A 13,279-nucleotide genomic window follows, 5' to 3' on the forward strand; every position below is an offset into this window, starting at 1 on the left:
ATCCGTTTCTTGTCAGGTTATGGCGGCCAAGAATGAAATGCAATCCGCGTTGTGTGAGGCCTGCCACAATTGCGGCGATGCCTTTTTCGCTTTCTAGACCGGCACCCGGCGGCTGATCTCCACCACCTGATCGCTGGGCAGGTAATAATAATCCGTGACGTGCATGCCGTTGCGCACCATCAGCGCGAACAGGTTGCGCTGCCAGGCCGGCAACCGGTCGTTTGCCTCGCGGCGCACTACGGTTTCATGGCCGAGATAGTAAGTCGCCTCGTCGAAGTTCAGGCCGCATTTTTGCGCCTCGACGTGCTGCAGCAGCTGCGGGATATTCGGCCGCTCCATAAAGCCGTAACTGGCCACGCCGCACCAAAACCCCGGCGCCAGTTCGCGCATCACCAGACGCTCGGCATTCGATACCCGCGGTTCATTGACAATGGCTATGGTCAGCGCCAGCACGTTGGCGTGCAGCGAACCGTTGCGTTTGACGTGCCATTTCATTACCGGCGGCGTGCCCTGCAGGCTGCGGGTGAGAAAGACCGCGGTGCCCGGCACGCGCGGTACGGATTCACGCTGGATTTTCGCCAGGAAATCCGCTATCGGCACCGTCGTCTCGCCGAGGGTGCGCACGGCCGCCAGCACCCCGCGATGCCAGATCAGCATCACGGTATAGACCGCGGCGGCCAGCAGCAGCGGGATGTAACCGCCCTGCAATACCTTGGTCAGGTTGGCCGTCAGGAAGCTCAGATCGACCACGAAGAAACACCCCGCCACCAACAGGCTGGCGACCAATCCCCAGCGCCACACCTCGCGCATCGCCACGAACAGCAAGCCGGTGGTCATGATCATGGTCAGCGAGACGGCGATGCCGTAGGCGGCAGCCAGATTGTCCGAGGATTTGAAGAACACCGTCAGGAACAGCGTCACCACCATCAGCAGCCAATTGATGGCGCCGATGTAGATCTGCCCATAGCTTTCCTCAGTGGTTTGTTTAACCCGCAGCCGCGGCAGCCACCCCAGCTGGATCGCCTGGCGGGTCATCGAAAACGCGCCGCTGATGATCGCCTGGCTGGCGATGATCGTCGCCAGCGTGGCCAGGATCACCAGTGGGATCAGCAAAGCCGGCGGGCATAGACGGAAAAAGATGTTCTGCGTGACGTCGGCGCCGCTCAGGATCAGCGCAGCCTGGCCGGCGTAGTTAAGCAACAGGCTGGGAAAAACGATGCCGAACCAGGCCAGCCAAATCGGCCGTTTGCCGAAATGCCCCATGTCGGCGTACAGCGCTTCGGCACCGGTGACGCACAGAAACACGCCGCCCAGCACCAGGAAGCTGGTCAGTCCGTTGGAGAACAGGAAATGAATGCCGTACAGCGGGTTCAGCGCCAGCAGCACCGCCGGATGCTGGATGATGCCCCACACGCCCAATGCGGCGATCGACAGGAACCACAGCGCCATGATCGGCCCGAACACGCGGCCGATGCGCGCGGTGCCCAGTGGCTGAATGGCGAACAGGCTGAGTAAAATCACCACCGCCGCCGGCAGAATATAGGGCTGCGACGCCGGCAGCACGATGTTCAACCCCTCGAGGGCGGAGAGCACCGAGATGGCCGGCGTGATGGCGCCGTCACCGTAGATCAACGCTGCACCGAACAGGCCGGCGAACAACACCAGCGGCCGGGATTTTCGTCTGCTGACCAGCAGCGACATCAGCGCCATGATGCCGCCCTCGCCCCGGTTGCCGATGCGCATGGCGAACATGGCATATTTGAGCGAAGTGACAATCACCAGCGTCCAGAAAATTAGCGACAGCAGGCCAAGGATCACCGGCGCAGAAGGCGCATCGCCGGAGAGAAACAGCACGGTTTTCAGGGTGTACAACGGGCTGGTGCCGATATCGCCGAACACCACGCCCAATGCGCCCAACGCCAACGGCGTCAAGCCGGTCTTGTTCGAGGTTTCCGTATCATTGCCGACAGACATCTGCTTGCTCCTTAGCCTTGCACAGTGAGTTGGAATTATTGTCACTTTATTGCCGCCGCGCCACTCGCTCGGCAGCGATAAGCATAACTTAACCGTCATCTTCACGGGTTACAGTATCGCCCGTTTGCGGCACAGAAACCGCCGCCGGTGAGCAACGGTTTAGAATCGCCCGCGCCGGATGGTCTATAGTCCTTATGCGCTTGTCACTTTCTTGTTTGCGCCCGCCGTGGGAGAAGTGAAATGAACGTCCGGCTCAACACCCATGTTTCCGCCCGGCGCCTGCTGCCCAACGGCTGGGACGTCATCGCCTTTCCGCTGATCATCGGCCTGATCGCCATGATGGCCATCGGCCTGCACCAAACCCTGCAGCCGATCGTCACGCTGAAAACGCAGGCGATATCGCTCGATCCTGCCAACCTGCCGGAATACGCCCTGCGCACCACGCTGCGCATGCTGGTGGCCATGGCGGCCTCGCTGGCGTTTTCGCTGGCCTACGGCACCCTGGCGGCCAAGAGCCGGCGCGCCGAAAAGGTGCTGGTGCCAATCCTCGACATCCTGCAGTCGGTGCCGGTACTCGGCTACATCTCCTTCACCGTCACCTTTTTCATCGCGCTGTTCCCCGGCCGGGTGCTGGGGGTCGAGCTGGCGGCGATGTTCGCCATCTTCACCAGCCAGGCGTGGAATATGACCTTCAGCTTCTACCAGTCGCTGCGCACCGTGCCGCGCGATCTGCAAGAAGTGGCGCGCGGGTTTCACCTCAGCCCGTGGCAGCGTTTCTGGAAGCTGGATGCGCCATTCGCCATGCCGGGGCTGATTTGGAACATGATGATGTCGATGTCCGGCGGCTGGTTCTTTATCGTGGCGTCGGAAGCGATCACCGTCGGCAACAACACCTTTACGCTGCCGGGCATCGGCGCTTATCTTGCGCAGGCGATCCTCAGCAAGGATCTGCCTGCGATCGGCTGGGTGCTGCTCACCATGACGGTGGTGATCCTGGCCTACGATCAGCTGCTGTTCCGGCCATTGGTGGCATGGGCGGACAAATTCCGCATGGAAACCACCCGCTCGGCGAGCGCCCCGACCTCCTGGCTGTTGAACCTGATGCGCCGCACGCGCCTGATCCACCTGCTGCTGACCCCGCTGGGCGTGCTGCTGGCCAAAACCGCGCGCCTGAAACTGAGCCTGCCCGCCCGCTCGCCGCGCCACGGCAATAGCGCCCAACGGCGGCGACGTTCACGCGTGATCGATCGGTGTTGGAGCGCCATCGTCATCCTGCTGACGCTGGCGATCGCCTGGCGCGTCATTCTCTATGTGCAGACCGGCGTGACGCTCAATGACGTGGGCCATGTGATGGTGCTTGGGCTGATCACGCTGCTGCGCGTGACGGTGCTGATCGCCCTGTCGTCGCTGATCTGGGTGCCGCTCGGGGTACTGATCGGCCTGCGCCCGACGCTGGCCGGGAAAATCCAGCCGATCGCCCAGTTTCTGGCCGCGTTCCCGGCCAACCTGCTGTTCCCGGTGTTCGTCATCACCATCGTCCACTTCCGGCTGAACCCCGATGTCTGGCTGTCGCCGCTGATCGTGTTGGGCACCCAGTGGTACATTCTGTTCAACGTGGTGGCCGGTGCCACCGCGTTGCCCAACGACTACCGCGAGGCCGCCGCCAATTTTCACATTCGCGGTTGGCAATGGTGGCGCCAGGTGATGCTGCCGGGCATCTTCCCCTATTACATCACCGGCGCCATCACCGCGTCGGGCGGCGCCTGGAACGCCAGCATCGTGGCGGAGTTCGTGCAATGGGGCAGCACCCAGGTGAAGGCGCATGGGCTGGGCGCCTACATCGCCGAAACCACCGCCGCCGGCGATTTCCCCAAGATCATTTTGGGCATCGCCGTGATGTCTCTGTTCGTCACGCTGTTCAACCGTCTGCTGTGGCGGCCGCTTTACGCCTACGCCGAATCCCGCTTCCGCATCGATTAAGGAGCCGTTCAGATGTCAGAACTTCACCCAACGCAGGCGACGCACTCGCCCGGCGAGGAAATTTTAGCGGTCAACGCGGTCAGCCATGGCTATGACAAGGCACACGGCGAGCTGCTGATCCTCGACGGGGTCAATCTGTCGCTGCGGTCGGGCGAGATCGTCGGGTTGTTGGGCCGTTCCGGTTCGGGTAAATCGACGCTGCTGCGCATCATCGCCGGCCTGGTCACCCCTACCGCCGGGGTGGTGAACTATCTGGGGCAGCCGTTGCACGGCCCCGCCAAAGGCGTCGCCATGGTGTTTCAAACCTTCGCGCTGTTCCCCTGGCTGACAGTGCTGCAAAACGTCGAGGCCGGGCTCGAGGCGCTGGGCGTCGCCCCTGCCGAACGGCGTGAACGGGCGCTGGCGGCCATCGATCTGATCGGCCTGGACGGCTTCGAAAACGCCTACCCGCGTGAGCTTTCCGGCGGCATGCGCCAGCGCGTAGGCTTTGCCCGGGCGCTGGTGGTGGATCCGACGCTGCTGCTGATGGATGAGCCGTTCTCGGCGCTGGACGTCTTGACCGCCGAAACGCTGCGTACCGACCTGTTGGATCTGTGGACCGAGGGGCGAATGCCGATCAAGTCAGTGCTGATCGTCACGCACAACATCGAGGAAGCGGTCTTCATGTGCGATCGCATCCTGCTGCTTTCGTCCAACCCCGGCCGGGTGATCGCCGAAATCAAGGTGCCGTTCAGCCACCCGCGCAACCGGCTGGATCCACAGTTCCGCCGCCTGGTAGACGACGTGTACGCCAAGATGACCGCCCGCCCGACTGACGGCACCGCCAAGAAAGGGCTGAAGCTCGGAACGTGGCTGCCGCACGTTTCCACCAACCTGATCGCCGGCCTGATCGAAACGCTGGCCGCCGCGCCCTATTTCGGCCGCGCCGACATGCCGGAGATCGCCCTCTCGCTGCACCTGGAGGTTGATGAGCTGTTCCCCATTGCCGAAGTGCTGCAGTCGCTGGGCTTCGCCGACGTGCGCGAAGGCGACATCTTCCTGACGCCGCCGGCGCGCGCCTTCGCCGACGGCGACGTTCAGGCGCGCAAAGTGCTGTTCGCGGAACATCTGCTACGCTATGTGCCGCTGGCCGCGCTGATCAAAAACGTGTTGGACGAACGGCCGGGGCACCGCGCGCCGCGCGTGCGTTTCGAGCAAGAGCTGGAGGATTCCCTGTCGGACAGCGCCGCCAAAGAGACGCTGGATACGGTAATCAACTGGGGCCGTTACGCCGAGATCTTCTCCTACAACGATCAAACGGCGTTTTTCAGCCTGGAGGACGTCGAATTCTAAGCGAGCCTGCGCCCATCGGCTTCGCGGCGCAGCCACTGCCGCAGGTTTTCGCCTTCCTGCGACAGTTCGCTATCCAGACGAGCACACAGGTAATAATCACGGCCGTCGTCGATCGGCAGATCGAACATTTTGATCAACTCGCCGCTCTCAAGATACTGGGCAATTAACGGCTCGCGCATCAAGGCACACCCCAATCCCGCCTGCACCGCCGCCAGCGTCAACAATCCGTCTTCAAACATCGGCCCGATGCTGCGCAGCGGGCGTTTAACGCCGGCCAGCTGAAACCATTGCATCCAGGTATTGCGCTCCTCGTCGTGCAGCAGCGGCAGCGTCGCCAGCTGATCCGGCGTATCCAGCAAACCGTGCAGTTTACTGAATGCCCGGCTGCACACCGGCACCATTTGGCCAGACATCAGCTTTTCGCTGCGATAACCGGTCCACTGCCCAACCCCGAAGCGGATCGACAGATCGGCGGCGTCGCTCAGGTAATTGCGGTGGTTGGCGTAAACCACATTGATGTCGATATCCGGATTTTCGCGCAAAAAGCCACGCAGCCGCGGAATGAACCAGCCCATGCCGAACAGCGGGATCAGGCTGATGGTGACCTGCCGCGATGCGGACTGCTCGCGCACGTGTTCGGTCGCCTGGCGCAGCACGTTAAACGCCGAGCGGATCGAGCGGTAATATTCTCGCCCCTCGCTGCGCAGCACCAGATGACGCCCCTGCCTTTCGGTCAACGGCATCTGCAAGAATGCCTCCAGCGTTTTCAGCTGATGGCTGACCGCCGAAGGCGAAATCATCAGCTCCTTTGCCGCTGCGCTGATGCTGCCCAGGCGCGCGATGGCCTCGAACGCGCGCACGGCGCGCAGCGGCGGATCGTTCGGCAACGTCGGCAGCGGCTCTTCGTACTGTTCTGTTTTTTTCATATATCGATTGTTTTATGGAAAATCTGGAAGAAGGATTTATTTAATATACATAAAAATCAAAGCATTAAAATCACTCGTTTTTTGTATAAGAAAGTATTTTTCCGTATTTTACAATTTTTTTAAATTCTCTACTGTGAGCCTCCTGACTCATTATCTCCGGACTCTCCCTATGGATACGCTGGTACAGCAAACCGTCAACGGTTTGATGCTCGGCAGCATCTATGCGCTGATCGCGCTCGGCTACACCATGGTGTACGGCATCCTGCGCATCATCAACTTCGCGCACGGCGACGTGCTGATGGTCGGGGCGCTCAGCGCGCTGTCGGCGATCGGCGTGTTGCAGCATCATTTCCCCGCGTTACCGCCCTACGCCACGCTGCTGCTGGCGGCCCTGTTCGCCATGGCCGTCTGCGCCATCACCTCGATGGCGATCGAACGTCTGGCCTATCGCCGGTTGCGTACTGCACCGCGCCTGGCCCCGCTGATCAGCGGCATCGGCGTCTCGCTGCTGCTGCAAACCCTGGCGATGCTGATCTGGTCACGCAATCCCCTGATGTTTCCACAGCTGTTGCCGATGACGCCCATCGCCCTGACCGCAGGCAGCGCCGAACATGCACCGGCGGTGATCACCGGCACGGCGATCGTCACGCTGGTGGTGGCCGTGGCGGTCATGGCCGGCCTCTGGCTGCTGGTCGAACACAGCCGTTTCGGCCGCGCCATGCGCGCCACGGCGGAAAACCCGCAGGTCGCCGGCCTGATGGGCATCAGTCCTGACCGCATCATCGTTCTGACCTTTGCGCTCGGCGGCGCGCTGGCGGCGGTGGCCGGCATCATGATGGCCAGCAATTACGGCAACGCCGGTTTCTCAATGGGCTTTTTGCCCGGCATCAAGGCGTTTACCGCCGCCGTGCTCGGCGGCATCGGCAACCTGCGCGGGGCGATGCTCGGCGGATTGCTGCTGGGGCTGTTCGAGTCGCTGGGGACCGGCTATCTCGGCGAGCTGACCGGCGGCGTATTCGGCAGCAACTACCAGGATGTGTTCGCGTTTCTGGTGCTGATTGCCGTACTGGTCTTCCGCCCCTCCGGGCTGTTGGGCGAACGCATTGCCACACGCGCATAAGGACATCACGATGACCGTTTTAACTTCCACGCTTCCCCTGGCCACGCCGCGGCGCGCCAGGCTGGGGCTGACGCTGTTCATTCTCGCCCTGATGCTGGCGCCCTGGGTAGCGGGCGCCGCCGGCGGCAACTACTGGGTGCGCGTCGTCGACTTCGCCCTGCTGTATCTGATGCTGGCGCTCGGGCTGAACATCGTGGTGGGCATGACCGGATTGCTGGACATGGGCTTTATCGCTTTTTACGCCGTTGGCGCCTATCTGGCCGCGCTGCTGTCGTCACCGCATCTGACGCAACAGTTCCCGCTGCTGCTGCAGTGGTTCCCCGACGGGCTGCACCTGTCGATGCTGTGGCTGATCCCGCTGGCGGCGCTGCTGGCGGCGGCGTGCGGCATCCTGCTTGGCGCGCCGACGCTGCGGCTGCGCGGCGACTATCTGGCGATCGTCACGCTCGGTTTCGGCGAGATCGTGCGCATTCTGATGCGTAACCTCGATCGCCCGGTCAACCTCACCAACGGCCCTAAAGGCATTTCCGGCATCGACCCGGTCAGCCTGTTCGGCCTGAAGTTCTCCGGCATGCATGAGTGGTTCGGCGTGCGTTTCTCCGGGCTGTATCTCTACTACTACCTGTTCGCCGCGCTGCTGCTGGCGATCCTGTTTATCAGCCTGCGGCTGCAAAACTCGCGCATTGGCCGCGCGTGGACGGCGATCCGTGAAGACGAGGACGCCGCCCGGGCGATGGGCATCAACACTCGCAACTTCAAGCTGCTGGCCTTCGCCATCGGTGCCACCTTCGGCGGCGTGGCCGGCGCGCTGTTCGCTGCGTTTCAGGGCTTCGTATCGCCGGAATCGTTCACCCTGCAAGAATCGATCGCCGTACTGGCGATGGTGGTGCTCGGCGGCATGGGGCACATCCCCGGCGTGATCCTGGGCGCGCTGCTGTTGGCCGCCCTGCCGGAGCTGCTGCGCAGCAGCATGGGGCCGCTGCAGCAGGCGCTGTTCGGCCAGGTGCTGATCGATCCGGAAATTATCCGCCAACTGTTTTACGGCCTGGCGCTGATCCTGGTGATGCTGTATCGCCCGGCGGGCCTGTGGCCGGCCCGCCACCTAAGAGGGAACGCCGCATGACGCCGCTGCTCGCTTTACACCACGTCAGCAAACGCTTCGGCGGCCTGACGGCGGTGGATGACGTCAGCATGAGCATCCGCCAGGGGGAAATCTACGGCCTGATCGGGCCGAATGGCGCCGGTAAAACCACCTGCTTCAATCTGATCACCGGCCTGTACCGTGCCGACGAGGGCGAATTTCGCCTGTCGGGCCAGCGCTACAGGCCCCAGGCGATCGATAAAGTGGCGCAGGCCGGCATCGCCCGCACCTTCCAGAACCTGCGGCTGTTCAACGAAATGAGCGTGCTGGAAAACGTGATGGTCGGCTGTCACGTACGCACCCGCAACGGTCTGTGGGCGGCGATCGCCCGCCACCGCCGCGCCAGGGAGGAGGAACAGGCGGTGCGCGACAAGGCCCATACGCTGCTGGAGTATGTCGGCATCGGCCAATTCGCCCATTACCGCGCCGGCGATCTCGCCTACGGTCACCAGCGCCGCCTGGAGATCGCCCGCGCGCTGGCGACCGAGCCCCGGCTGCTGGCGCTGGACGAACCGGCGGCCGGCATGAACGCCGGAGAAAAAGTGGCGCTACGCGAGCTGCTGCTGCGCATCCGAGACAGCGGCAAAACGCTGCTGTTGATCGAACACGACGTCAAACTGGTCATGGGCCTGTGCGATCGTCTGACGGTGCTGGACTACGGCAAAGCGATTGCCGAAGGCGAACCGGCGCAGGTTCGGCGTGAACCGGCGGTCATTCAGGCCTATCTGGGAGGCGGCGCGCATGTCTGAAGCCTTGCTGAGCGTTAAACGACTCAAAGTGTCTTATGGCGGCATTCATGCGGTCAAAGGCATCGATTTTACGGTGAACGCCGGCGAACAGGTCACGCTGATCGGCGCCAATGGCGCAGGCAAGACCTCCAGCCTGCGGGCGCTGATCGGCCTGCAGCCGTTCGAGGGCGACATCCTGTTCGACGGCCGTTCGATTCGCGGCGTACCGCCGCACCGCTTGCTGCAACAGGGGCTGGTGATGGTGCCGGAAGGGCGTGGCATTTTCACCCGCCTGACGGTGCGAGAAAACCTGCAGCTGGGCGCCTATGCGCGCCGTGACGCATCGGCGGTACGGCACGATTTCGAACGGGTGTGCGCCACCTTCCCCCGGCTGAACGAGCGCCTGCATCAACCGGCCGGGCTGCTTTCGGGCGGCGAACAACAGATGGTGGCAATGGGCCGCGCGCTGCTCAGCCGCCCGCGCCTGTTGATATTGGACGAACCGTCGATGGGGCTGGCGCCGATTGTGGTGGAGGCCATTTTTTCGGTCATCAAACAGTTAGCTCGTGACGGCGTCACGCTATTGCTGGTCGAGCAAAACGCCCGCCTGGCGCTGGAGTCTACCGATCGCGCCTATGTGTTGGACAGCGGCAGCCTGAGCCACAGCGGCCGCTCCGCCGACATGCTGGACGATGAAAAAATCAAACAGATCTATTTGGGTGAATAACCGTTGTTACCTTAACCGCACCAGGAGTATGACATGCAGCAGAACTTTCGCATCAAACCGTTGGCGCTGGCCGCCGTGACGATCATCCTGAGCCTCCCGGCGCTGGCGGATGACACCGTGTTGATCGGCCTGGCCGGGCCGCTGACCGGCCCTTCTGCACGCATCGGCAAAGATCTTGAAAACGGCGCGCGCCTGGCGATCGCCGACGCCAACGCGCAAAAACCAACGCTGAACGGTAAACCGGTCACCTTCAAATTACTGTCGGAGGACGATCAGTCCGATCCGCGCACCGCCGTGGCCGTGGCGCAGCGTTTGGTCGACGAAGGCGTCGCCGGCGTGGTCGGCCACTGGAACACCGGCACCAGCATCCCGGCGGCACGCATCTACCACGACGCCGGCATCGCTCAGGTGGCGCCGGTGGCGACCGGTCACGGCTACACGCAGCAAGGCTTTGACACCAGTTTCCGCGTGATGGGCCACGACGACGACGGCGGCAACTACGCCGGGCAATATGCGGTGAAAACGCTGAAAGCCCAGCGCATCGCGGTAATCGACGATCGCACCGCCTTCGGCCAGGGCCTGGCGGATGAGTTCATCAAATCGCTGCAGGCCCAGGGCGTGCAGCCGGTCACCCGCGAGTATGTCGACGACAAGACCGTCGATTTCAGCGCCGTGCTGACCACCGTGCGCAGCAAAAACGCCGATCTGATCTTCTTCGGCGGCGTGGACTCCCAGGCGGCGCCGCTGGCGCGCAAACTGAAACAGCTGGGCATGAGCGCGCAGCTGATGGGCGCCGGCGGCTTTGTCAGCCAGACCTTCCTGACGCTGGCGCAGCGGGAAGGCGAAGGCGTGGTGGCGCTGGAGCCAGGGCTGCCGCTGGAACAGATGCCGGGCGGCAAGGCGTTTGAACAAGCCTACCGCGATCGTTACCACACCCACATCGAACTGCATGCGCCCTTCGCCTACGACGCCACCCGGGTGCTGATCGCCGCCATCGAACAGGCCGGCTCGGCCGATCCGGCCGATTATCTGCCGACACTGCGCGCCATACATTACCAGGGCGTGACCGGCGCCATCGCCTTCGATGCGCAAGGCAACCTGCAGCAGCCGAGCTTCACCCTGTACCGGGTGGTCGACGGCAAATGGCAGCCGCAAACCGTGTTGGGCGGCGCCAAACCACAATAAATCAAGAGGAGCAAGGCGATGAGCTGTGCAAATAACGAATTGGGCATTTTGGCCCGCAGAAAGATCGAAGCGGAGATCATCAAACCGATCTACCAGATCCTGGTGCGTGAAATCGGCAAGGTGCGCGCTCAGGCGGTGATCGGCGAAGCCATCGAGAATGCCGCCATCGCAGCGGGCAAACAGTTCGCCGCCCAGGAGCCGAACGGCGCGGATCTGCGCAGCTTCGCCGCCTTACAGTACCTGTGGGAAAAAGACGATGCGCTGCGCGTCGAGGTGATCAACCAGGACGAACAGCACTTCGACTATAACGTCACCCGCTGCCGCTACGCCGAGATGTATCACGAGATGGGGCTGGGGGAAATCGGCCACCTGCTCTCCTGCGCGCGCGACAGCCAGTTCATTGTCGGTTATGCCCCGGAGGTCGAGCTGCAGCGCAGCCAAACCATCATGTCCGGCGCCCCCTGCTGCGATTTCCGCTACACCGCCAAAACACCGGGAGAAGAATAATGACGTATCGGGTCAACGGCGAGCGCCTGTGGCAAAGCCTGCACGCGATGGCGCAGTTCGGCGCCATCGCCGAAAACGGCGTCACCCGCTTGGCGCTCAGCGAAGAGGATCGGCAGGCGCGCGACCAGCTGCGCCTCTGGGCGCTGGAGGCCGGTTGCAGCGTGCGCGTCGATCGGATGGGCAACATGTTCCTGCGCCGTGAAGGCTCCCGGCCCGAGCTGGCGCCGGTGGTTACCGGTTCTCACGGCGACTCGCAGCCCCGCGGTGGCCGTTTCGACGGCATCTACGGCGTGCTGGCCGGATTGGAGGTTATTCGCACGCTTAACGATCGGCAGATCGTCACCGAACGCGCAATTGAAGTGATCAACTGGACCAACGAAGAAGGCGCACGCTTCGCGCCGGCGATGATCGCCTCCGGCGTGTTCGCCGGGGTCTTCGACCTGGAGTACGGCCTGTCGCGCCGCGACGAACATGGCGTCAGCCTCGGCGACGCGCTGGAGCGCATCGGTTACGCCGGTGAGCATCCGGTGGGCGGCATGCCGATCCACGCCGCCTTCGAGCTGCACATCGAACAAGGGCCGATTCTGGAAGCGGAACACCTCGACATCGGCGTCGTGACCGCCGCACAAGGGCAGCGCTGGTACGAGCTGGAAGTCGTCGGCTTCAGCGCCCATGCCGGCACCACGCCGATGGATCGCCGCCGCGACGCCCTGTTGGGCTTTACGGAGCTGGTGACGGCGGTCAACCGCATCGGTTGGGATTTCGCGCCCGACGCGCGCGCCACGGTGGGCATGGCGCACATCACCCCCAATTCACGCAACGTGGTGCCGGGCCGGGTCTTTTTCAGCGTCGAATTCCGCCATCCTGAGGAGGCTACACTGGAGCAAATGGAGCAGCGCCTGCTGGCGGCGGTCGCCCACGTCAACGACGGCGGCCTGACCGCTCGCGCCGAGCGCATCTTTCAGTATCCTCCGATCGCTTTCGATCGGGGCTGCATCGACAGCGTACGCCACGCCGCGCAAGCATTGGGCTATCGCCATCGCGACATGATTTCCGGCGCCGGCCACGATGCCTGTTACCTTAACCGCGTCGCCCCGACCGCCATGATTTTCATCCCCTGCGTGGACGGCATCAGCCACAATGAACGGGAAGACATCACCCCCGCCTGGGCCGCCGCCGGTGCCGACGTGTTGCTGAACGCGCTGCTGACGCACGCCGGCGCCTGATCCTCGCCCCGGTTTTTCGCCGGGGCAAAAAATATTCAACAAAACGGTTGAATATTAGCCTGCCTGTTCTATATTCAACCATATGGTTGAATTATCTTCCTCACAGCTGGACGCCATTTTTCATGCGCTGGCCGACCCGACCCGCCGCTCGATGTTACGCGCGCTGGCCGGCGGTGAACGCAGCATCGGCGAACTGGCCGCGCCGCTGCAGATGTCGTTCGCCGGCGCCTCCAAGCACGTGAAAGCACTGGAACATGCGGGCCTGGTGCAACGCACCGTGCAAGGAAGAAACCATATCTGCCGGCTCGAACCCGAGCCTATGGCGCAGGCCATGCAATGGCTGCAAACCTATGAACATTTCTGGACTGAACGGCTGGATGCGCTCGAACAGGCGCTGCTGCAGCCCGAACAGCTTCCTCCCAAGGAGTGAACC

At 63.0% G+C, this 13,279-nt stretch carries 12 protein-coding genes; 10 read left to right on the forward strand and 2 right to left on the reverse strand.

All coding sequences use genetic code 11. The annotated features are described in order from the left end of the window. Nucleotides 1-93 precede the first annotated feature (93 nt). Nucleotides 94-1,974 carry a potassium transporter Kup gene (locus FUU19_RS12730; RefSeq protein WP_230489870.1) on the reverse strand — a complete coding sequence of 627 codons (1,881 nt, stop codon included), beginning with the start codon at nt 1,972-1,974 and terminating at the stop codon, nt 94-96. Nucleotides 1,975-2,214: 240 nt separating this feature from the next. Here FUU19_RS12730 and FUU19_RS12735 point away from each other — a divergent pair, with 240 nt between their 5' ends. Together FUU19_RS12735 and FUU19_RS12740 are read left to right on the forward strand one after the other, a co-directional pair. Continuing rightward, nucleotides 2,215-3,954 (forward strand): ABC transporter permease, encoded by a 1,740-nt coding sequence (locus FUU19_RS12735; RefSeq protein WP_202669530.1) that lies wholly within the window; start codon nt 2,215-2,217, stop codon nt 3,952-3,954. A gap of 12 nt (nt 3,955-3,966) precedes the next feature. Continuing rightward, nucleotides 3,967-5,286: an ABC transporter ATP-binding protein gene (locus FUU19_RS12740; RefSeq protein ID WP_230489872.1), complete on the forward strand. Its 1,320-nt coding sequence runs from the start codon at nt 3,967-3,969 to the stop codon at nt 5,284-5,286. On the opposite strand, the gene FUU19_RS12745 is transcribed toward FUU19_RS12740, so the two are convergent. Continuing rightward, nucleotides 5,283-6,212: a LysR substrate-binding domain-containing protein gene (locus FUU19_RS12745; protein WP_141968665.1), complete on the reverse strand. Its 930-nt coding sequence runs from the start codon at nt 6,210-6,212 to the stop codon at nt 5,283-5,285. The genes FUU19_RS12740 and FUU19_RS12745 overlap by 4 nt on opposite strands. Before the next feature lie 169 nt (nt 6,213-6,381). On the opposite strand from FUU19_RS12745, the gene FUU19_RS12750 reads away from it, so the two are divergent. The 8 genes from FUU19_RS12750 to FUU19_RS12785 all read left to right on the forward strand — a co-directional run bounded on the left by FUU19_RS12750 (nt 6,382) and on the right by FUU19_RS12785 (nt 13,276). Next, nucleotides 6,382-7,332, forward strand: coding sequence for a branched-chain amino acid ABC transporter permease (locus FUU19_RS12750; protein ID WP_230489873.1), 951 nt, complete (start codon nt 6,382-6,384; stop codon nt 7,330-7,332). Between the two features lie 10 nt (nt 7,333-7,342). Beyond that, nucleotides 7,343-8,455, forward strand: a complete 1,113-nt coding sequence (locus FUU19_RS12755) for an ABC transporter permease subunit (RefSeq protein ID WP_141968662.1) — start codon at nt 7,343-7,345, stop codon at nt 8,453-8,455. Next, nucleotides 8,452-9,222, forward strand: a complete 771-nt coding sequence (locus tag FUU19_RS12760) for an ABC transporter ATP-binding protein (protein WP_141968660.1) — start codon at nt 8,452-8,454, stop codon at nt 9,220-9,222. The genes FUU19_RS12755 and FUU19_RS12760 overlap by 4 nt, the downstream gene beginning before the upstream one ends. Then, entirely contained in the window at nt 9,215-9,928 is a 714-nt protein-coding gene (locus tag FUU19_RS12765) for an ABC transporter ATP-binding protein (RefSeq protein WP_230489876.1), read from the forward strand. The genes FUU19_RS12760 and FUU19_RS12765 overlap by 8 nt, the downstream gene beginning before the upstream one ends. 33 nt (nt 9,929-9,961) lie before the next feature. Beyond that, nucleotides 9,962-11,113, forward strand: a complete 1,152-nt coding sequence (locus FUU19_RS12770; protein ID WP_230489877.1) for a branched-chain amino acid ABC transporter substrate-binding protein — start codon at nt 9,962-9,964, stop codon at nt 11,111-11,113. An 18-nt stretch (nt 11,114-11,131) separates the two neighbouring features. Then, on the forward strand, nt 11,132-11,620 hold the full coding sequence (locus tag FUU19_RS12775; protein ID WP_141968655.1) for an L-2-amino-thiazoline-4-carboxylic acid hydrolase: 489 nt from the start codon (nt 11,132-11,134) through the stop codon (nt 11,618-11,620). Beyond that, complete coding sequence (locus FUU19_RS12780) at nt 11,620-12,846, forward strand: Zn-dependent hydrolase (protein ID WP_141968652.1); 1,227 nt, start codon at nt 11,620-11,622, stop codon at nt 12,844-12,846. Before FUU19_RS12775 ends, FUU19_RS12780 begins: the two co-directional genes overlap by 1 nt. Before the next feature lie 82 nt (nt 12,847-12,928). Further along, complete coding sequence (locus tag FUU19_RS12785; RefSeq protein ID WP_060439874.1) at nt 12,929-13,276, forward strand: ArsR/SmtB family transcription factor; 348 nt, start codon at nt 12,929-12,931, stop codon at nt 13,274-13,276. The last annotated feature ends 3 nt before the right edge of the window (nt 13,277-13,279 follow it).

The organism is Serratia montpellierensis, assembly GCF_020858655.1.
Classification (GTDB): Bacteria; Pseudomonadota; Gammaproteobacteria; order Enterobacterales; family Enterobacteriaceae; genus Serratia; species Serratia montpellierensis.

Coding starts and splice junctions, on each gene's coding strand:
- FUU19_RS12770 (WP_230489877.1), top strand. CDS start 9,962: ATGCAGCAGAACTTTCGCATCAAACCGTTGGCGCTGGCCGCCGTGACG.
- FUU19_RS12765 (WP_230489876.1), top strand. CDS start 9,215: ATGTCTGAAGCCTTGCTGAGCGTTAAACGACTCAAAGTGTCTTATGGC.
- FUU19_RS12730 (WP_230489870.1), bottom strand. CDS start 1,974: ATGTCTGTCGGCAATGATACGGAAACCTCGAACAAGACCGGCTTGACG.
- FUU19_RS12785 (WP_060439874.1), top strand. CDS start 12,929: ATGGTTGAATTATCTTCCTCACAGCTGGACGCCATTTTTCATGCGCTG.
- FUU19_RS12760 (WP_141968660.1), top strand. CDS start 8,452: ATGACGCCGCTGCTCGCTTTACACCACGTCAGCAAACGCTTCGGCGGC.
- FUU19_RS12755 (WP_141968662.1), top strand. CDS start 7,343: ATGACCGTTTTAACTTCCACGCTTCCCCTGGCCACGCCGCGGCGCGCC.
- FUU19_RS12745 (WP_141968665.1), bottom strand. CDS start 6,212: ATGAAAAAAACAGAACAGTACGAAGAGCCGCTGCCGACGTTGCCGAAC.
- FUU19_RS12740 (WP_230489872.1), top strand. CDS start 3,967: ATGTCAGAACTTCACCCAACGCAGGCGACGCACTCGCCCGGCGAGGAA.
- FUU19_RS12750 (WP_230489873.1), top strand. CDS start 6,382: ATGGATACGCTGGTACAGCAAACCGTCAACGGTTTGATGCTCGGCAGC.
- FUU19_RS12780 (WP_141968652.1), top strand. CDS start 11,620: ATGACGTATCGGGTCAACGGCGAGCGCCTGTGGCAAAGCCTGCACGCG.
- FUU19_RS12775 (WP_141968655.1), top strand. CDS start 11,132: ATGAGCTGTGCAAATAACGAATTGGGCATTTTGGCCCGCAGAAAGATC.
- FUU19_RS12735 (WP_202669530.1), top strand. CDS start 2,215: ATGAACGTCCGGCTCAACACCCATGTTTCCGCCCGGCGCCTGCTGCCC.